This window comes from Streptomyces canus, assembly GCF_030815415.1.
GTDB lineage: Bacteria > Actinomycetota > Actinomycetes > Streptomycetales > Streptomycetaceae > Streptomyces > Streptomyces canus_F.
The window spans coordinates 198,937-217,964 of record NZ_JAUSWW010000002.1 but is presented as its reverse complement, the minus strand read 5'-3'; the positions used below and the strand labels follow the sequence as shown (position 1 = coordinate 217,964).

Genomic DNA, 19,028 nt, shown 5'->3' with positions numbered 1-19,028 from the left:
GCCACGCTATAGATCGGTTCACGCCACCGGCACTCAGAAAATTGCGCTCGTACTCGGCGGCCTTCCCACCCGCCCGGAGCATCCTCGGGGCGGCCGGCAAACGCGGCGAGGGGGCTCGCGGACAGTCGTACGGAGCGGGCCCGACGGTGTGTGCGGCCTGCGGATTCACGCCGAAGGCGGCCGCGTGGACGGTGGGTGACGCTGACCGTCGCGTGGCGTGGTCCGGCTTCGTCCGCCGCGGACATGGGCGGTTGCCTCGTAGGAAAGATCACGCCACGGTGCATGAAGAAGCCCGCCCGCGAGACGTCACGGGCGGGCTGTGTGCGGTGGTGCGGGCGCTCAGCTCACGTGCAGCGCCGTCTCCTTGCCGGGGGCCGGGGCGGGACCGGAGGCGGATGCCGGGTCCAGATGGATGCAAAGCAGTCGGCGGATCCGTTCATGCCGGCAGACTCGGCGGACATCCCGCGGAAGAAGCGCATCGACGGGATGCCCGGCCGCGGGGTGAGCCAGTGCGTGGGCGAGTCGTGCTTCGAAGCCCCGGTCGTCGGCGCGGCGCACCGCATAGGGGAAGAGTTCCGCCAGCCGCGCGCGGGCCGCGTGCTCCGGGCCCTCCAGAACCGCGCAGACTCCTGTCGCCGTCATGGCCACCAGTACCGGGTCCGCGTCGGTGGCGCCCATGGCCGAGTGGATCTCCAGGCCCGCCCCGCCCGCGCGGTACTCCTGCGGGGTCATGCCCAGTATCGACGAGGAGACGGCGTAGAACTGGCCCGTGGTGGTGAAGCCCGACTGGTAGATCGCGTCGGAGACGGTCCGCGCGCGGATCAGCTCCTCGCGCACCCGCTGTGCCCGGACCGCCGTCCAGTAGGCGTGCGGGGTCAGGCCGGTCAGTGACTTGAACATGCGGTGGAAGTGGAATCGGCTGTAGCCGGCGCTCTGCGCCAGGTCGTCCAGGTTCGGTGGCGCCACCGCCGTGTTCATCAGCAGGCAGGTGCGGGCCACGATGGCGGCTTGCAGCCGGTTCGGCTCGGGCTCGCCCGGCTGGCAGCGGCGGCAGGGCCGGTAGCCGCGTGTGTGCAGTTCCTCGAGCGACGCGTGGAACTCCACGTTCTCCCGCCGGGCCAGGCGCGCCGCGCACGAGGGCCTGTTGTAGATCCCGGTCGTCGTGACCGCGTAGTAGAACCGTCCGTCGGCGGCGTCGTCGCGTTCCCTGACCGCTCGCCAGCGTTGTTCGTCGCTCTCGTACGCGCAGAGGTCACCGTCGGCGGCCGCCGGCGGCCGTGTCGGTGCCGGCGCCGCCCTCATCTTCTCTCCCCCGCTCAGAACATGCCGTTGCTGTGCGGCAGTTGCTCGGGGATCTCGGTCCTGATGTCCCAGTACTCGACGATCTTCCCGTCCGCGACGCGGAAGAGGTCGCCGAACGCGTGCGGTGTGCCGTTCAGGGTGCCTTCGGAGTGGGCGAAGACGAAGTTGCCCTCGGCGAGGACCCGGTGGACCTTGAGGTAGTCCGCGCCGGCGAGCGTCTCGCGCAGGCCGGCAACACCGTCGGTGACTCCGGGGGCGTGCCGGATCAACTCGCCGTCGTTGACGTATCCGTCGAGCGCGGCCAGGTCGCCGCCGACGTAGACCTCGTCGATCAGGCGGCGGACCAGTTCCTTGTTGGCGGCGGTGCGGTCGCGGTCGGTGACCTCGGCGGGGCCGTCGCCCATGTCGTGCCCGGACGCGGTCGGGCCGATCTCCGGGCCCAGTGCCTCCCAGTGCTCCTGGATCTTGTTGTCGCCGGCGCGGTACAGGTTGAACAGGATGAGCGGCACCTCGGCGAGGCCGGTGACCCGGGCGTGCAGCAGCACCAGGTCGTCCTCGGCGATCGAGCGCAGCAGCTCGTACTGGGCGCCGGCGCTCTTGGCCCGCTCGGTCAGCTGGCGCAGGCCCGCCGGGCCGTCCGAGCACAGCGGGCTGTGCTGGATGAAGTCGGGCGCGTAGTACGTCTCGAGGGCGCCGTCGGTGTCGGCGCCGCCGGTCAGCTCCAGCACGCCTTCCACGATGAGGTTCTTGGTACTCATCAGAATCTCCAAGGTTGAGGGTGGTTGCCGCAGGATTCAGCCGGTGGTGACCGGGAGGGCTTCCAGTGCGCGGGAGAGCAGGCTGGGCTTGTACTCGAACCGATCGGCGGCCAGCGTCAGCCCGGGTGCCCGGCGGAAGAGCGTGCCGAGGGCGACCTTGCCCTGGGTGCGGGCCAGGGGCGCGCCGAAGCAGACGTGGATGCCCGAGGCGAAGCTGAGGTGCCGGTTGTCGGTGCGGCCGAGGTCGAGGGTGTCCGGGTCCGGGAAGGCGTCGGGGTCGCGGTTGGCGGCGCCCCGGACGGCGATGACCTGTTCGCCCGCGCCGACCACGTTGCCCTCGCCGAGGTCGACGTCCTCGAATGCCACCCGGATGGACAGGTGGGAGGGCGAGTCGTAGCGCAGGAGTTCCTCGACGGCGCTGGCCGCCAGTTCCGGTTCGCTGCGGAACCGGGCGAGCTGCTCGGGGTGTCGCAGCAGGGCGAGGGCGCCGTTGCCGATGAGGTTGGTGGTCGTGCCGTGTCCGGCGATGAACAGCAGGATGCAGGTGCCCAGGAGCTCCTGTTCGCTGATCTCCCCCTGGTCGGCCGCGGCCGCGAGGCGGCTCAGCACGTCCTCTCCCGGTGCGCGGCGCCGCTCTGCCGCCAGCGCGAGGAAGTAGTCGTTGAGCCCGGTCAGTGCCTCGTCCCTGGCCTGGTGGTTGGCCTGGGAGACGGTGAACGAGGGGCTCACGCCGGCCAGGTAGTCCTGCGCCCACTTCTCGATCATCAGGTGGTCGGGCTCCGGCACCCCGAGCAGGTGGCAGATGACTCCGAACGGCAGCCGGTGCGCGAGGGCGGTGATCAGGTCGAACTCGGGGCCGTTGTGCAGGGCCTCGTCGAGGAGTTGCCCGGTCCGTTGCTCGATGTAGCCGTTGGCGCTGCGCATGACGCGCGGTCCAAAGGTGTCGCGCAGGACGCGGCGCATCCGGGTGTGGTCCGGCGGGTTCATGAAGATGAGCATGTGGCGCTGATCGGCGAATCCGCCGGGCAGTGCCGTCCCGTCGGGCGTGTCCGGGGCCGTCGCCGCGGGCGACGGATAGCCGAACCGCTCGTCCCTCATGACGAGGTCGCACTCCCGGTGCCGGGTGAGCACCCAGAAGCCCGCCGGGCTGCGGAAGACGGGGGTGCTTTCCCGCAGCCGCCGGTAGTGCTGGTAGGGGTCCTGCTGGAAACCGGGGTCGGTGGGGTCGAAGCCGAGCATGCCCCCGGCACCAGCCCGCGTCGTCGTCGTGCCGCTCACATGTCCTCCGCTTGGAGTTGTTTGTCCCCTGTCGCAGAACGCTCAGGACATCCGGCTCCGCCCGCGCTGATCCGCGCCGGCTCGCTGTCTCTTTCGGCCAGTGGGCCTCACGGAACCACAGCGGACAGGTGGCGTGGGAGCCGTCATTTCCTGCATGGCCAGTTGTTGTCAGGGCGCTCGGCTCGGGCCGTGACGGGCAGCGCAATACGCTTTTGCACATGACAAGCGTGGAGCAATCCGCCCTGGTGGCGGGCGATGTGACGACGCGTGAGCGGGTCTTCGACGCGGTGCTGGGACTGTGCCGCGAGCGTGCCTACGAGGCGTTCGACGTGGGTGACGTCGCCCGGCGCGCGGGCGTCGACGAGGAGGCGGTGCGGGCCGGGTGGCCCGCCAAGAACCTGCTCGTGATGGAGGCGCTGCTGCACGCCGTCGCCCCGCACATGAGGTTCCCCCGCACCGGTGACATCCGGGCCGATCTGGAGCAGCAACTGGCCGCCACGGCGCGGCTGTTCGCCGATCCCGGTATCGGTCCGCACCTGCGGGCCGTCATCGCCGAGATCCACTCGGACGAACGTCTTGCGGCGGCCTTCCTGAAGAAGGTGTACACGCCCAACCGGACGGTGGCCCGGGCCCGTTTCGAACTGGCCCAGGAGCAGGGGCAGTTGCGTACCGACATCGATCTGGACACGGCGGTCGACCTGGTGTTCGGCTCCCTGTGGTTCCGGCTGCTGCTGGGTACCGGTCCGCTCAACGCCGAGCTGGCCGCCTCCGTCGCCGACCACGCGCTGGCCGGCCTGGGCGTGCCCGCCTCGCGGGCCTGAGTCCGGACACGGCGGCGGGCCGGCCCGTTCGATACGGGCCGGCCCGCTGCTGCCGTCCTCGGCCCGGGTGTCCGGGCCGAGGCTCAAGGGTTCTTGCGGGTCATGTCCAGCGGCCGCTGCCGAAGGTCTCGCTGCTCTGCAGGACCTTCTCCCGCAGGTCGAACCGGCGTACCTTCCAGGTGCCGGTGCGCGGGAAGTCCTCCCAGTCGATGATCCGGGGCTCGTCGAGCGCGATCAGACCGGCCGTGGCGCGCTTCCAGGCCTCGCGGTCCAGGGTGCCGCTGTGGGTCGAGATGATCGGCACGGGCAGTCCGTTGGGGTTGCCGAGCACGATGACCTCGGAGGCGTCCTCGAGGCGTTCCAGCAGCAGGCTCTCCAGCTCGATGCCGCTGGTGCCGGGTATGACGTCGACCTCTCGGTCGAGGATGTCCACGGTGCCGTCCCAGCGGTGGACGCCGATGTCACCGGTGTTCCACCAGCCGTCCCAGACCTTCTCGTTGTAGCGCTCGGGCTCGCCGAGGTAGCCCAGGCAGCGGCCCTTGCCGTTGATCAGGACCAGGCCGCTCTTACCGCGTGAGACCGGGCGCCGGGTCTCCGGGTCGACCACCTTGATCTTGGTGACGAAGGGGACCGGCCGGCCCACGTTCCGGGTGAACGTCCCGTGGTCGTCGGATCGTTTCCGCATCACCTTGCGCTTGGGGTACTGCGCCAGTGTGGCGGGACCGATCTCGCTCTGCCCCCAGCTCTGCGCCCACACCGGGCGGCGCCGGTGGCTGGTCTCCATGAAGGTGCGGATCGTGCTGGGGTGGATGGCGTCGAAGGTGGAGACGAACATCCGTACGTCGCTGAAGAGCTCCGGGTGCGCCTTCGGCAGGTGCTCCCAGCGCTGGAAGATGTTGGGGCAGGCCTCCAGTGTGGTGGGGCGGTTGCGCCCGAGCGTCTCGACGACCACGTCCGGGTCGGAGCCGCCGAGCACCACGACCTTGGAGGGGATCAGCACCGACTGGGCCATCACCCAGGTCACGGCGCGCGAGTGCACGAAGGCGATGCAGGAGGCGACGGTGTCGTCGGGCCGCGTCGACAGGAACGGGATGCGGATGGTCTCCATCACCCCGTACACGCCGATGGTGTCCGCCGAGTGCATCACGAACTTCGGGATGCCCGTGGTGCCGGAGGTGTGGGTGAGCAGCATCGGCTCGGAGTCCGGGCGCAGGTCGGGCGCGGGGATGTCGCTGCCGGCGAGGTCGGCGAGGCGGGTGGCGTCGCCGGACAGCAGCTCGCCCTCGACGGCGAGCACCCGGGTGCCGGGGCCGGCCAGCTGGACGCCCTGTTCGTGGGCGGCCGCCAGCACGTCGTCGGAGGCGACGATCACCTTCGGTTCCAGACGCTCCATCATCTTGCCGAGGGTGTCCGGCGGGAAGGTCGAGGTGATCATGGCGGGCAGGCCGCCGATCCGGGCGGCGGCCGCGGCCAGCAGGACGACGTCCATGTGGTTGTGCTTGATGATCGCCAGCCGGTCGCCGCGGCGCAGTCCCGCCGCGTACAGGCGTCCCGACATGTCCTGCACCAGGTGCGCCAGGGACGTGGAGTCGTAGGCGCGGCCCGCGTCCGGGGCGATGTCGAAGGGGCGGTCCAGGTGCCAGATGGGCCCCGGCTTCCCGGCGAAGTGGTCGAAGTGGGCCCCTATGTTCTTGGGGCGCTTGGTCTTGGGCATCGGCCGTTCTCTTCCGTCGTAGGACCTCTCGGGGACGCCTGGAGCCGGGGCCGCCGCCGGCCCGCCCCGCTGTGTGCGGGGTCGGGCCGGCGGCGGCCGGTGCGGCGTCAGTGCGGCTGGCTGGGGACCGGAGTGTCGGTGTCGCTTCCGGTGCGCCCGCCGGGGATCGGCGGTGCCTGCTCCGTTTCGGCCTCGCTGAGGCCGTAGCGGGCGTGGAACTTCCGCAGCGGGCCGGGCGCCCACCAGTTGGCGCTGCCGAACAGCTTCATCAGGGCCGGCAGGAGACCGCCGCGGATCAGGGTGGCGTCCATGAGGATCGCCAGTGCCATACCGAGGCCGATCGCCTTCATGTAGCTGATGCCGGAGGTGATGAGGACCAGGAAGACCAGTGAGAGCAGCACGGCCGCGTAGGTGACGACCTTGCCGACCCGCTCCAGGCCGTTGGCGACGGCCAGTTCGTTGTCGCCGGTGCGGTCGTACTCCTCCTTGATCCGCGACAGCATGAACACCTGGTAGTCCATCGACAGGGCGAAGGCCAGGCCGAAGCACATGATCGGCACGGTCCAGGTGATGCTGCCGGTGATGATGAAGTCACCGAACAGGCTTGCCATGTGGCCTTCCTGGAAGATGAAGACCAGGGCGCCGAAGGTGGCGGTGAGGCTGAGCACGGTCAGCAGGATCGACTGCAGCGGCAGCAGGATGCTGCCGGTGAGCAGGAACAGCAGCAGGAACATGCCGATGAACAGGATCGCCCCGGACAGGGGCAGGTTCTCGCGCAGCGTGTCGAAGGTGTCGACGCTGACCGCCGCCGGGCCGCCGACCTTGATGTCGAACGGCGCCTTGGTGTCACGCACCGCCTCGACGAGCTTCTCGCCCTGCGAGCCGTAGGCGTCGACCGACGGCACCACGGACAGGTAGGTGCCCGCGGTCACCCCGAAGCGGGTGTTGGCCTCGGTCGCCTCGGCGACCTTGGCGCCGTCGACGTAGGAGCCGGTCAGGGCGTCGACGCGGCTGACGTCGGCGACCTTCGAAAGGTCCTTGGCGTAGGCGTCGATGGTGTCGGTCTTGGTGCTCGGGTCGCCGGCGTTGGCCGCGACCACGGTCAGGGCCTGCTGCTCGCGGGTGTCGAAGTCCTTCTTCAGCACCTGGGCGACCTGGGCGGACTTGGCGTCGGCGGGCAGGACCGCCTCGTCGGGCAGCCGCAGCTTCATGTCCATGGCCGGCAGGCCGAGGGTGATGACGACGGCGAGGATCAGCACGGCGACCCGCACCGGGCGGCGCATCACGGCGGTGGACGTGCGGTGCCAGAAGCCGCCGCCGTCGTTGGCCGGGTTCTGCTTGCGCTTGAACAGGCTCCACTTGTCGACGCGCGGGCCGATCCAGCGCAACACCGCCGGGGCCAGGATGAGGGTGACCGCGGCGGCGACCAGTGCGGTGGTCATGCAGCCGATCGCGAGCGAGCGCAGCATCGTGAACGGCAGGACGAGCAGGCCGACGAACGCGACGGCCACGGTGAGCGCGGAGAACAGGATGGTGCGGCCGGCGGTGCGCAGGGTCGTGGTGATCGCGGTGTTGATGTCCCGGCCCTGGCGCAGTTCCTCGCGGTAGCGGGTCACGAACAGCAGGCAGTAGTCGATGCCCAGACCGATACCGAGGAACGTCGTGGTGTTGACGACGACGCTGGAGGTGTCGTTGAAGAAGGTGATGGTGAACAGCGCACCCATCGACGCCAGCATCGCGCCGAACGCGACGGCCACCGGCAGCAGCGCGACCAGGGCGCTGCCGAAGATGACGACCAGCACGATGAGGAGCAGCGGGAAGACCATGCCCTCGGCCTTGGAGGCGTCCTTGCTGGACGTCTCGATGTTCTCGTGCCACATCATTGCCGAGCCACCGGTCTTGACCTCGAGGCCGTCGACGGTGCCGGAGTACTTCTCGTCGATCTTCTTCGCCCAGTCGATCTGGTCGTCGAAGTCGCCGTCGATCCGGCCGAGCACGATGGCCTTGTCGCCGTCCTTGCTGCGCAGCGCCTCACTGCCGGTGGTCCAGTAGGAGACGACATCGGTGATGTCGGACTCCTTGGCCAGCTTCTGTGTCAAGTCACGGCCGGCCGTGGCGACGGAGGTGTCGTCGACGCCCCGCGTGTCCTCGACCAGCAGCAGCAGGTTCGGTTCGCCATGCTTGAAGGTCTTCTCCAACTCCTCTGCCGCAGCACGGGATTCGGTGCCGGTGGCCTCGTAACCGCCGGAGGTGAGCCGGTCTTGCAGGCCGCCGCCTGCGGCTCCGGCGAGGAACACCAGCAGCAAGGTGAAGAGAACCACCTTGCGCGGTGAGCGCAACACCAGGCGTGAAAGCCTGTCGAACATCGTTCCTCCTATGGTGTGGGTGAGGGCTTCGGCTTCACGCCGGCCGGAAGGGTCCGCGTACGGCCGCGAATCTGCGGTCGAACCAGTCGCGTGCCAGGTCGTAGAACTCGGCGGCGCCGCGGTGCACGTTCAGCGAGTGGCCGACGCCGGGGACCACGTGGGTCTCCAGCTGGGCCTCGGGCGCGTAGTAGTCCCGCTCGAAGGCGTGCACGGCCTCGGAGCGGGCGGCGAAGCCCACGTCCGAGCTGCTGAAGAGCGCGTCGTGTTCCCCGACCACCACCAGGACGGGCACCTTGACGGCCCGCGAGTGCTCGGGCCGGTAGGTCTCGGGCAGTGAATTGCCCTCGCCCCAGGTGGCGGTGGACTTGATCAGTTCGTTGTGCGCGGACAGTTCCGGATCGATGCCGCCCGCAAACTCGAGCATCCTGGCGCGGCGTCCGGGACGCTGTGTCAGGTACTCGGCGGGCGCGCCGAGACCGGCGAGCAGGGGGTCCTGGTTCGCCGGGTGGAAGAAGTCGTGGACCTTGTCGACCTTTTCGTAGAAGTCGGTCGTGGTGTGCAGCATGCCGGTGATGACCAGGCCGTCCACGTCCGCGTACCGGGCCGCCTCGACGAGGGCGATGCCCGATCCGTAGGAATGGCCGACGCTGACCACACGGGAGAAGCGGTGGCCTGCCGGGGTGCCCGAGCGCAGCAGCGCGATCGCCTGGTGGATGCTCTCCGCGTGGGCGTCCAGGTCGACGTCGTCCCCGTGGGGTCTGCTGGAGGCTCCGGTGCCGAGGCGGTCGAGCAGCAGCACGGCGTATCCGGCGCGCAGCATGTGGGCGCTGTAGTCGTAGGCGCCGGGCAGGGTCCAGTAGCGGCGGTCGTAGGTGAGGCCGGGAATGAGTACCTGGACCGTGTCCGCCCCCTGTTCGGGGACGAGGAGCCGGCCGGCGATGTGCCGGTCGGTGCCGTCCACGGGCACATGGACGGTGAGGTCCTCGCCGACGCAGGGCGGGGTGTCCGCCTCGGGCAGCGGCGCCGGGACGACGGTCATGGGGTTCTCCTCGTGTTGTGCAGGGGCGTGCCGGGGGCGCCGGGTGCGGTCGTGGACGGCACCTGTTCGGGTGCGGGCGCCGTGGGTCTGGGGCTGCGGTGGGCGGCGAGGCCCCTGATCCTCGTGGCGGAGAGACCGGCGGGGTGGGTGTGACGGGCGCCGGAGCCGTGGGTGTTGCTGGGCGGTCCGGCCGGGCCGGGGCCGCTGGGGCCGCGCAGGGCGGCGGCTATCACCCGCGGCCGGAACATGGCGGCCGGTGAGGCGAGGAGCTGGGTGTGCTGGAGCATCAGCAGGGCCGCGTGCTGGTCGGTGACCGCGGCGGCGGTGAGGCGGTCCACGTAGCGCTTGCCGATCCGCGTCACCGCGTCGGGGCGGGTGACCTCGTAGACCCAGGGATAGGAGAAGTCCATGCCGGTGGCCAGCTGCCATGCGGGGGTCATGGTGCGGGCGAAGGCCTTGCGCAGGCGGCCGGCCAGTCCGATGTGCGTGCCGTGCGCGGCGAGTCGGTCGCTCAGCACCTGGGCGCACAGGACGGCGACGGACATGCCCTGCCCGTAGGAGGGGTTGAAGCCGCCGAACGCGTCGCCGATGACGAGGAATCCGTCGGGCCAGCGGCTCAGCTTCTCGTAGTGCCGCCAGCGGTTCTCGGTGCGGCCCGAGCCGTGGACCGGCTCGAGGGGGGTGGCGGACTCGATGACGTCACGCAGCACCGGGTCGCGCAGGGTGCCCGCGGCGCGCAGCAGCCCTTCGTGGTCGGTGGGCGGGCGGTCTCCGCCGCTGGCGGAGACCGACACCATCCAGCGCCCGCCCTCGATCGGGTTGAGGATGCCCTGGCGGGGGATGTCGGCCGAGGCCATCAGCAGCATGCAGGACCAGTCGGCGGCATGGCCGGCGGGGGGCTCGTAGATGGAGGTGGCGTACGCGGTCTTCGCGTCGACGACGGACTCGCGCGGGCGCTCGTAGCCGAGGTCCTCCAGCCATTGCGGGGCTTTGGACTTGCGGCCGGTGGCGTCGACGACGAAGTCCGCGTCGATGAGGTATTTCTCGCCCCAGCCGGTGCGCGTCTCGCCGTCCCTGCCGCGCACCCACACGCCGGTGACGGTGTCGCCGCGTCCGCTCTGGAGTCCGAGGGCCTCGTGTTCCTCGACGAACTCCACCTTCGGGTCCGAGCGCAGGCGCTGGCGCACCACCGCGTCGATGACGTCGCGGGTGCCGGTCAGCATCGCCAGGTCGGTCTCGAAGCGGGACATCCAGCCGCCGGGTGCGAGCAGCAGCATGTCCTCGGGCATCCGGACGCGGACCATGCCAGCCGTGAGGAGTTCGTCGGTGATGCCGGGGAAGAGCTGCTCCAGGCCCTGGTGGCCGGCGGCCATCAGGTTGTGGGCGTGCCGTGCCTGGGCCACGCCTCGCCGCCAGCTAGGTTCCACGGTCAGCCGGTCACGTTCGATGATCGTGACTTTCCGCATGTGCGGGGACAGGGCTCGCGCTGCGGCCATTCCGGCGAGGCTCGACCCAATCACGACGGCGTGGCCGTCACCGCCGTGCCCGCCTCGGGCACCTGGGTTGACGCTCATGTGTGCGCCCTCTCTCGTGCGTTGTGGGAATGCGTGGTGCGGTGCCGTCGCGTCCCGGGGCAGGTCCGCGGGACGCGGTGGGGCGGCGGTGCCGGTGACCGGCGGTCCGGTACGGGTGTGTCAGGTCGGGGTTGAGGTGGGGGTCGCGGTGGGGGTGCCGCGCAGGGCGGCCACGGCCGAGGGCAGGCCGTCGGCGACGGTCGGATACGCCGGGCGCCAGCCCAGTTCGTCCCGTGCCAGGGCGTTGCTCAGCCGGTAGGAGGTGGTCAGCGAGGTGGTGACAGGGCGGCCGAGGGCGAGCGCGGCCACCGCCCGGGGCACCGGTGCGGCCAGGTCGGCGCCCAGTGCGCGGGCGGCCTCGCGGGCGAACCGCGCCAGTGGCAGCGGCTCGTCGTCGGCGATGTTGTACTCGGCGCCGGCCGGTGCCCGTTCCAGGGCGGCCACATAGGCGGCCGCCAGGTCGTCGAGGTGGACGCAGCTCCAGTGGTTGGAGCCGTCGCCGGGGTGACGGATGCGCCCGCTCCGGCTCGCCTGGTCGGCGAAGGCGGCCCGGAAGTTGCCGCCCGGTCCGTAGACGAATCCGGCGTGCAGCACCACCGAGTCCAGGCCGTCGGCCGCCATGGCGCGCAGTCGGGCCGTCGCCGCGGCGTGCCACACCCCGAGCGGGGCGGGGCGGTGCGGCACCGACTCGTCGATCCACCGCTCGCCGTGGTCGCCGTAGACCCAGGCACCGCTCGCGTACAGCAGCCGTCGGCCGTGGGTGCGGCAGGCGTCGGCCAGGGCCCCCGCCATGACGGCGTCGGCCTGGCGGATGCGCCGGATGCGGGCCTTGGTGAGCCGGCCGGTGAAGCGCAGCTGCGCGGCGTGCACGACCGCGTCGGCGTCCTGGACGAGCGGTACGTACGTCTGGGGGCGCAGCATGTCGCCGGTGCGCAGGTCGGCCCCGGCGGCGGCCAGCGCGGCCGCCCGGGACGGGTCGCGCACCAGGCCCGTCACCCGGTGCCCGGCGGCCATCAGGGCATGGGCGACGGCGCCGCCGATGTACCCGCTCGCGCCGGTGACCAGGACGTGCCGGGCGGCGCTGGTCACAGGTACTCCACCGTCGGTCCGGCCGGCAGCCGGTGGCGGGTGTCCAGGATGAACCGGGCGTGCTGGGTGATGAGGTCGAGGTCGAAGGCGCTGTGGTCGGTCAGCAGGACGACCGCGTCGGCCGCGGCGAGTTCCTGCTCGTCCAGTTCGGTGCGGATGACCCGCGGGTCGACGGGGGCGCTCTCCACGACGTGCGGGTCGACGGCCCGCACTTCGGCGCCCAGCCGCAGCAGCCCGTCCACGACCCGGACGGCGGGCGACTCACGGGCGTCGCCGGTGTCCGGCTTGTAGGCCAGGCCGAGCACCAGCACGCGGGAGCCGGACAGGGCGCGGCCGCGCTCGTTGAACGCGGTCAGCAGCCGCTGGACGACGTAGGCGGGCATGTGGTCGTTGACGTCGTTGGCGAGCTCGACGAAGCGGAAGCGGTGGCCGAGGGCCCGGTTGACCCGCCAGGACAGGTAGACCGGGTCCACGGGCAGGCAGTGGCCGCCGACGCCGGGGCCGGGTGTGAAGCGCATGAAGCCGAACGGCTTGGAGGAGGCGGCGTCCACCGCTTCCCAAACGTCGATGCCCAACTCGCGTGCGTAGACGGCGAGTTCGTTGACCAGGGCGATGTTGACGTGCCGGAAGGTGTTCTCGACCAGCTTGGTCAGCTCCGCCACCTTCGGCGACTTCACCGGCACGGTCTTGTCGACGACCGTGCGGTAGAAGGCGTCGACGGCTTCGAGCGAGGCCTCGTCGACACCGGAGACGACCTTGGGGGTGGTCTCCAGGGTCCACACCCGGTTGCCCGGGTCGATCCGCTCCGGGCTGTAGCCCAGGTGGAAGTCGACGCCCACGGTCAGTCCGGAGTACTCCTCCAGGATCGGGGCGACCAGTTCCTCGGTGGTTCCGGGGTAGGTGGTGGACTCCAGGACGACCGTGGAGCCCTGGCGCAGGAACCGGCCCAGGATCCGGGCGGCCGATTCGATGGCCCTGAGGTCGGGGACGCCCTCGCGCAGCGGCGTCGGCACGCTGATGACGGCCACGTCGAAGCCGCCGACCGCGCGTTCCTCGGTGGTGGGCAGATAGCGCCCGGTGGCCAGCGCGGCCGACAGCCGCTGCGGCGCGACGTCCTCGACGAAGGACTCGCCTGCGGCAAGCCTCTTGACGCGGTCCTCGTCGACGTCGAAACCGACGACCGTGGTGTCCTCGCCGGCCTCCACGGCGCGTACCGCGAGCGGCAGGCCGACGTACCCCTGGCCCATGATGACGATCTTTGGCATCGACCCGTCCGTTTCTGATGAAGTCGTGTGGTGGCGGTCGTCGGCTCAGGTCCAGCGGCCGGTGCCGAAGGTGGCCTGGGAGTCGAGCACCTGCTGGCGCAGGTTGAAGCGGCGCACCTTCCAGGTGCCGGTGCGCGGGAAGTCCTCCCACGCGATGACGTGCGGCGGGGCCAGCTCGGGCAGGTCGCGGGTGGCCTGCTGCCACTCCGCCTCGCTCAGCTCGCCCTCGGACAGGCTGAGCACCGGGACCGGCCTGCCGCCCTCGGGGTCGCCCAGGACGATCACCTCGGTGGCCCGCCGGATGCGCTCCAGCAGGATCGACTCCAGGGCGATGGAGCTGGTGCCGGGGATCAGGTCGACCTCGCGGTCCTGGAGGCGCAGTGCACCGGTGCGCGACTTCACCCCGAGGTCGCCGGTGTTCCACCAGCCGTCCCAGTCCTTCTCCTGGGCACGGTCGTCCTCACCGAGGTAGGTGAGGCAGCGTCCCTTGGTCTTGACGAGGACCACGCCGGCCTCGCCGGCCTTGACCCGCTTGCGGGTGTCGGGGTCGACGATCTTGACCTGGGTGATGAAGGGGATCGGGCGGCCGACGACGTTGGTGACCGGGTCGAGCGCGCCCTCGTTCTTGCGGATCTGCTTGCGGGAGTAGACGGCCATGGCGACCGGTCCCGTCTCGCTCTGCCCCCACACCTGTCCCCACACCGGGCGGCGCTGGTCGGAGGCGTCCATGAACGCCCGCACGGTGGGCGGGTGGATCGCGTCGAAGGTGTTGACGAAGAATCGGACGCGGCTGAACGCGGAACGGTGCGTCTCGGTGAGCTGCTCCCAGCGCTGGAAGATGTTCGGGCAGGCCTCCAGCACGGTCGGCCGGTGCTCGCTGAGCACCTTGGCGACCAGGTCCGGCTCGTTGCCGCCGAGGATGACGACCTTCTTCGGCGGACGGGCCAGCTGGGCGAAGGTCCAGGTGATGGCGCGGCCGTGGACGAAGGCGATGCAGGACGCGAAGACGTCGTCGGGCCGGATGGACAGGCCCGGCAGCGGCATCGTCTCCAGCTTGGTGAGCACGCCGAGGAGGGTGTTCGGGGAGTGCACGACCAGCTTCGGTACACCGGTGGTGCCGGAGGTGTGGGTGCAGATCATCGGCTCGTGGTCCGGGCGCAGGTTCATCGGGGGGATGTCGGCGCCGGCGAGCGAGGCCAGGCTGATCCCGCCGTCGGCGAGCGCGGGATCGCCGTCGATGGCGATGACCTGGCAGCCCGGGCCGGTCAGCCGTACGCCTTCGGCGGCCGCCGCGCCGAGCACCGAGCCGGAGGCGACGAGCACCTTCGGCTGGAACCGCTCCATGATCTTGGCGTGCACGTCGGGGGCGTTGGAGGAGGAGATCATCGCGGGCAGCGCGCCGATCCGGGCGGCGGCCGCGGCGAGCAGCACCACGTCGTGGTGGTTCTCCTTGATGATGGCCAGGTGGTCGCCGCGGCGCAGACCGGCCGCGTGCAGGCGTCCCGACATGTCGGCGACCAGCCGGGCCAGTGCGGCGACGTCGTACTCCCGGCCGCCCTCGGGGGCGATGTCGTAGGGCCGGTCGAGGTGCCAGGTGGGCGTGTTCGCGTCGGCGTAGTACTCGAACAACGCACCCAGGTTCTTGGGGCGTGGGGTCTTCTTCATTGCTCTGCCTTGCCTTCCTGGGGGTTCAGCGGATGACGAGCAGGTTGGCGATCAGCAGTGCCGCCACCCCGAGTCGGTGGGTGTCGACGCCGAGCTTGCGGGCCAGCAGCGCGTTGTTCTGGCCCAGGCCCGCTCGCAGTTGCCGGGCCCGCATCACCAGGACCGGGACCATGCACAGCAGGAACCAGCCGGGGACGGCGTCGGCCGCCCAGGCGATCAGCAGCGCCGCGGTCTCGGTCAGCGAGATCAGGGCGATGGCCACGGAGTAGGCGGACGGCGTCAGTACGGTGGCGAGGTTCTTGCGGCCGGCCGCGCGGTCGCCTTCGCGGTCGTTGACGTTGGAGTACACCGACACCAGCAGCGACCAGACGCCGATCAGATACGTCTCCAGCGCGATGACGCCGGTGAAGTGCCCGTCGACCAGGCCGTAGGGGATCAGCGCCATCAGGCCGGGGCTCAACAGCAGCACCAGTTCCTGACCGCCGCGGTAGCTGAGCCGCATTCCGTGCGAGTACTGGACGCTGATCGCCACCTGGAACGGGATCAGCATGAGCACCCAGGCCGGGGTGTGCGGGGCGATGGCCACCGCGACGCCCATCCAGAGCAGGCTGGCCAGCAGGGCCAGATATCCGAACCGCAGCGCCTGGTGTTCCGTCAGGTCACCGTTGAGCAGCGGCTTGCGCTCACGGTTGCGCAGCGCGGCTTTCGGGTCGTAGTTGACGTCGTCGCTGCCGTCCCGGAAGCCGTGCACGTCGTCGAAGGCGACCGTCGCCGCGGTCATCGCCACCCAGCCGAGCGTGGTGACGACCAGCGTCCAGAGCACCTTCGGGTCGTTTCGCAGATCGGAGGGCAGCAGCGCCCATACGACCGGCGCGGCCAGGTAGTAGTCAAAGAACGACAGCTTCGCCAGCCGCGCGTAGGCGCGCAGCCGCCCGGTCGGCTTGACCGCGATGGCCTGGCTCATGTCCGCTCCTCCTCTCTTCGTCGTCTTGAGTGGTCGTCAGGCCGTGCGGGGCTTGCGTCCGACGGTGGATATCTGGACCTGGCTGAGCCAGTTGTGGGACGGGTCGCCCATCTCGGTGATCGCCTCGGTGATGCGTTCCTGGGTGACCAGTCCGGCGGCGACGATCTGGGGGGCCATGAACTCCAGCCACAGCTGGTAGTGGCGGGCCTGTTCGGAGCCACCGCGCACCATGACCACGCGGCCCTCGGCGGTGACGTCCTCGAGGCCGGAGGCGAGCGCCAGTTCCAGGTCGACGTGGCCGCCGCGCGGGTCGTGGCCGGCTTCGCGCATCAGTCCGTAGCCGGCGGCGCGTACGTCCTGGAGGAAGTCCTCGCCGGACGCGGAGCGGAACAGGGTGGAGGAGTCGGTGTCCTCCAGGAACAGCAGGCCGCCGGGGCGCAGGGCGCGCACGAATTTGTCGATGACGGCCTGGCGGCCGGGCAGGTGCTGCACCAGCATCCGGGCGTGCACCAGGTCGAAGGAGTTCTCGGGGAGTTCGTCCTCGCGGATGTCGATCTCCCAGACGTCGAGGGTGCCCTTTTTCTGGTCCTCGAGCAGGCGCACGGTCTTCAGGTCGGCGGCGACCGCCCGGCCGGTGGGTCCGACCAGCTGGGCGAGGCGGCGGGCGGCCGCGCCGGAGCCGGCGCCGACCTCCAGGACGTGCCAGCCTTCGCTCACGCCGAGTTTCTCGAAGCGCTCGAAGGTGCCCGGGTCCCAGATGGCCTCGTTGGTGATCAGCCGCTCGGTCTCCTTGTCCCACGAGGAGTCGAAGACGTACTCCTGCGAGGCGTCGGCGCTCTGGACGGTTGTCGTCATGGCAGGTGGCCCTCCGGGTCCTTAGGCGAAGAAGTCGCAGATGGTGTCGGCGATGCGCTCGACGTCGGCGTCGGTCAGGTGCGGCCAGATCGGGATGGCCAGGTTCGACCGGCTGGCCCAGCGCGCGTTCGGCCAGTCGGCACCCTCGGGGGCCCAGGCGTTGAAGGCGGGCTGCAGCGGCAGCGGCGTGGGGTAGTAGACGTGCGAGCCGATGCCGTGCTCGGTCAGGTAGGCGCGAAGGTCCTCGCGGCGGGACACCTGGATCGAATAGACGTAGAAGCAGCGGCCGTTGCGGCCGGCGGGCGGTGCTTTGACGCCTCGCTCGGCCAGCGGGGCGAACCGCTCGGTGTAGTAGTCCGCGATGGTGGCGCGGCGTTCCAGGCGGTCGGCGAGGGTGGGCAGCCGGTGCATCTGGAAGGCCGCGATGACCTCGTCGAAGCGGCTGTTGCGGCCGACGCGGTGGTGCAGGAAGCGGTTCACGCCGTCCTGGCCGTGGTTGCGCAGCATCCGCACGGCGCGGGCCAGTTCGGGGTCGTCGGTGAGGACGACGCCGCCCTCGCCGGCCGTGCCGAACGCCTTGACCTGGAAGAAGGAGAAGACGCCGAGGGTGCCCCAGCGGCCGGCCGGGACCCCATCGAGTTCCGCGCCCTGGACGACGGCCGCGTCCTCGATCACCGCGATGTCGTGGCGCCGCGCGATCTCGTTGATCCGCGGCATGTCCGCCATGATGTTGAACAGGTGGGCGGGCAGTACCGCGCGGGTGCGCTCGGTGATCAGGGACTCCACCGAGTCCGGGTCGATGACCATCGTCCACGGGTCGACGTCGGCGAAGACGGGTGTGGCGCCCGCGTTGATGACGGACGAGGCGACCGGCTGGCAGCAGAACGCGGGGACGATGACCTCGTCGCCGGGCCCGATGTCCAGGGCGCCGACGGCCAGTTCCAGGCCGCCGGTGCCGCTGCCGCACGCCACGACGTCGTGGGCGCCGGTGGCCTTCTTGATCTCCTGCTCGAACTCGGCGGTGCGGCGGCCGAGGATGAAGCGCTGCTCGGGGTCGGTGCCCACGTCGAACATCGCCTTGAGCAACGCGTCGCGGTCCGCCTCGAAGAGGTCGGGCGGGAAGAAGGGCAGTGTCCTCACAGCTGGCTCCCCTGGAAGAAATCCCGGACGGCGTCGGCGACGAGGTCGAGCTGTGCCTCGGTCAGGTCCGGGTAGAACGGCAGCGCCACGGCGTTGCGGCAGGCGGCCTCCGCGACCGGGAAGTCGCCCTCGCTGTAGCCGAGTTCGGCGAAGCAGGGCTGTACGTGCAGCGGGATCGGGTAGTACGTCTCGGTGCCGATGCCGCGCGCGGTCAGGTGGGCGACGAGTTCGTCGCGCCGCTCGACCTCGATCTCGTAGACGTAGAAGACCGGGGTGGTGGGGACCGCTCGCTCCACGACGGTGGGCACGCGCAGGACGCCCGGGATGTCCTTGAGGCGCTCGGTGTAGGCCTCGGCGAGCTGGGCGCGGCGGGCGATGTCCCGGTCCAGGTCCGTCAGTTTCGCTAGGAGGACGGCCGCCTGGATGTCGTCCATCTTGGAGTTGGTGCCCGAGGCGCCGGACAGGTTGGAGATGCCGGCGATGTGGTCGATGGTCTTGCCCATACGACCGTGGTGGCGCAGGATCCCGGCCCGTTCGGCGACTTCCTCGTCGTCGGTGAGGATCATGCCCGCGTCGCCGATGGCGCCGAGGGTCTTGGTGGGGAAGAACGACAGGACGCCACCGCGCCCGAGGAGGCCGGCGTGCTTGCCGTTCCAGCGCATGCCGATCGACTCGGCGCTGTCCTCCAGAACGGTCACGCCGTGCGCGGCGGCGATCTCGCCGATCGCGTCCATGTCGGCGAGCTGGGTGAACAGATGGGCCGGCATGACGGCCTTCGTGCGTTCGGTCACCGCCCGGGCGAAGGACGCCGGGTCCATCGCGTACGTCATCGGGTCGACGTCGGCGAAGACGGGCGTGGCTCCGGCTAGGGCCACCGATGTGGCGGTCGCCGCGAAGGTGAAGGCGGGCACCACCACCTCGTCGCCGCGCTGTACTCCGGCCGCCCGCAGCAGGAGCACCAGGGCGTCGGTGCCGTTGTTCACGGCGATGGCGTGCCGGGCCCCGGTGTACTCGGCGATCGCCCGTTCCAGTTCCAGGACCTTGCGGCCGTGCGAGTATTTGCCGCGCTCCAGCACGTCCGAGGTGTGGGCCGCGATCTGCGGCCACAGCCGTTCGAAGGTGGCCGCCTGGGAGAAGAACGGCACCCCGGCCGCGGTCTGTGCGCCGGCCGGGGCCGGCGTCGCCACACTGTTCACGC

The 19,028-nt window shown here is 70.7% G+C and carries 15 protein-coding genes; 1 reads left to right on the top strand and 14 read right to left on the bottom strand.

Annotation, left to right across the window (positions count from 1 at the left end):
* Positions 1-339: 339 nt before the first annotated feature.
* The 3 genes from QF037_RS50140 to QF037_RS50130 are packed head-to-tail and all read right to left on the bottom strand — an operon-like array spanning position 340 to position 3,338.
* Positions 340-1,302 carry a bifunctional transcriptional activator/DNA repair enzyme AdaA gene (locus tag QF037_RS50140; protein ID WP_307038314.1) on the bottom strand — a complete coding sequence of 321 codons (963 nt, stop codon included), beginning with the start codon at positions 1,300-1,302 and terminating at the stop codon, positions 340-342.
* Positions 1,303-1,316: 14 nt separating this feature from the next.
* Positions 1,317-2,060: a nuclear transport factor 2 family protein gene (locus QF037_RS50135; RefSeq protein WP_307038313.1), complete on the bottom strand. Its 744-nt coding sequence runs from the start codon at positions 2,058-2,060 to the stop codon at positions 1,317-1,319.
* A gap of 36 nt (positions 2,061-2,096) precedes the next feature.
* Positions 2,097-3,338, bottom strand: coding sequence for a cytochrome P450 (locus QF037_RS50130; protein ID WP_307038312.1), 1,242 nt, complete (start codon positions 3,336-3,338; stop codon positions 2,097-2,099).
* Between the two features lie 218 nt (positions 3,339-3,556).
* On the opposite strand from QF037_RS50130, the gene QF037_RS50125 reads away from it, so the two are divergent.
* Positions 3,557-4,159: a TetR-like C-terminal domain-containing protein gene (locus QF037_RS50125; protein ID WP_307038311.1), complete on the top strand. Its 603-nt coding sequence runs from the start codon at positions 3,557-3,559 to the stop codon at positions 4,157-4,159.
* Between the two features lie 100 nt (positions 4,160-4,259).
* On the opposite strand, the gene QF037_RS50120 is transcribed toward QF037_RS50125, so the two are convergent.
* The 11 genes from QF037_RS50120 to QF037_RS50070 all read right to left on the bottom strand — a co-directional run bounded on the left by QF037_RS50120 (position 4,260) and on the right by QF037_RS50070 (position 19,026).
* A complete protein-coding gene (locus tag QF037_RS50120; RefSeq protein ID WP_307038310.1) occupies positions 4,260-5,873 on the bottom strand; it encodes an AMP-binding protein in 1,614 nt (537 codons plus the stop codon).
* A gap of 107 nt (positions 5,874-5,980) precedes the next feature.
* Positions 5,981-8,239, bottom strand: coding sequence for an MMPL family transporter (locus tag QF037_RS50115; protein WP_307038309.1), 2,259 nt, complete (start codon positions 8,237-8,239; stop codon positions 5,981-5,983).
* A gap of 34 nt (positions 8,240-8,273) precedes the next feature.
* Positions 8,274-9,278, bottom strand: a complete 1,005-nt coding sequence (locus tag QF037_RS50110; protein WP_307038308.1) for an alpha/beta hydrolase — start codon at positions 9,276-9,278, stop codon at positions 8,274-8,276.
* A complete protein-coding gene (locus tag QF037_RS50105) occupies positions 9,275-10,852 on the bottom strand; it encodes an FAD-dependent oxidoreductase (protein ID WP_307038307.1) in 1,578 nt (525 codons plus the stop codon). Before QF037_RS50105 ends, QF037_RS50110 begins: the two co-directional genes overlap by 4 nt.
* Positions 10,853-10,972: 120 nt before the next feature.
* Positions 10,973-11,941: an NAD-dependent epimerase/dehydratase family protein gene (locus tag QF037_RS50100; protein ID WP_307038306.1), complete on the bottom strand. Its 969-nt coding sequence runs from the start codon at positions 11,939-11,941 to the stop codon at positions 10,973-10,975.
* Complete coding sequence (locus tag QF037_RS50095; RefSeq protein WP_307038305.1) at positions 11,938-13,206, bottom strand: nucleotide sugar dehydrogenase; 1,269 nt, start codon at positions 13,204-13,206, stop codon at positions 11,938-11,940. Before QF037_RS50095 ends, QF037_RS50100 begins: the two co-directional genes overlap by 4 nt.
* A gap of 45 nt (positions 13,207-13,251) precedes the next feature.
* A complete protein-coding gene (locus QF037_RS50090; RefSeq protein WP_307038304.1) occupies positions 13,252-14,871 on the bottom strand; it encodes a class I adenylate-forming enzyme family protein in 1,620 nt (539 codons plus the stop codon).
* A 25-nt stretch (positions 14,872-14,896) separates the two neighbouring features.
* A complete protein-coding gene (locus QF037_RS50085) occupies positions 14,897-15,835 on the bottom strand; it encodes a UbiA family prenyltransferase (RefSeq protein ID WP_307038303.1) in 939 nt (312 codons plus the stop codon).
* 36 nt (positions 15,836-15,871) lie between these two features.
* A complete protein-coding gene (locus tag QF037_RS50080) occupies positions 15,872-16,690 on the bottom strand; it encodes a class I SAM-dependent methyltransferase (protein ID WP_307038302.1) in 819 nt (272 codons plus the stop codon).
* A gap of 21 nt (positions 16,691-16,711) precedes the next feature.
* Entirely contained in the window at positions 16,712-17,830 is a 1,119-nt protein-coding gene (locus QF037_RS50075) for a DegT/DnrJ/EryC1/StrS family aminotransferase (RefSeq protein WP_307038301.1), read from the bottom strand.
* Positions 17,827-19,026 carry a DegT/DnrJ/EryC1/StrS family aminotransferase gene (locus QF037_RS50070; RefSeq protein WP_307038300.1) on the bottom strand — a complete coding sequence of 400 codons (1,200 nt, stop codon included), beginning with the start codon at positions 19,024-19,026 and terminating at the stop codon, positions 17,827-17,829. The genes QF037_RS50075 and QF037_RS50070 overlap by 4 nt, the downstream gene beginning before the upstream one ends.
* Between the last annotated feature and the right edge of the window lie 2 nt (positions 19,027-19,028).

Bases quoted from the DNA above. Each gene is read 5' to 3' on its own strand.
- QF037_RS50110 (WP_307038308.1), bottom strand. From the start codon at position 9,278: ATGACCGTCGTCCCGGCGCCGCTGCCCGAGGCGGACACCCCGCCCTGC.
- QF037_RS50105 (WP_307038307.1), bottom strand. From the start codon at position 10,852: ATGAGCGTCAACCCAGGTGCCCGAGGCGGGCACGGCGGTGACGGCCAC.
- QF037_RS50085 (WP_307038303.1), bottom strand. From the start codon at position 15,835: ATGAGCCAGGCCATCGCGGTCAAGCCGACCGGGCGGCTGCGCGCCTAC.
- QF037_RS50090 (WP_307038304.1), bottom strand. From the start codon at position 14,871: ATGAAGAAGACCCCACGCCCCAAGAACCTGGGTGCGTTGTTCGAGTAC.
- QF037_RS50080 (WP_307038302.1), bottom strand. From the start codon at position 16,690: ATGACGACAACCGTCCAGAGCGCCGACGCCTCGCAGGAGTACGTCTTC.
- QF037_RS50115 (WP_307038309.1), bottom strand. From the start codon at position 8,239: ATGTTCGACAGGCTTTCACGCCTGGTGTTGCGCTCACCGCGCAAGGTG.
- QF037_RS50095 (WP_307038305.1), bottom strand. From the start codon at position 13,206: ATGCCAAAGATCGTCATCATGGGCCAGGGGTACGTCGGCCTGCCGCTC.
- QF037_RS50140 (WP_307038314.1), bottom strand. From the start codon at position 1,302: ATGAGGGCGGCGCCGGCACCGACACGGCCGCCGGCGGCCGCCGACGGT.
- QF037_RS50135 (WP_307038313.1), bottom strand. From the start codon at position 2,060: ATGAGTACCAAGAACCTCATCGTGGAAGGCGTGCTGGAGCTGACCGGC.
- QF037_RS50125 (WP_307038311.1), top strand. From the start codon at position 3,557: ATGACAAGCGTGGAGCAATCCGCCCTGGTGGCGGGCGATGTGACGACG.
- QF037_RS50120 (WP_307038310.1), bottom strand. From the start codon at position 5,873: ATGCCCAAGACCAAGCGCCCCAAGAACATAGGGGCCCACTTCGACCAC.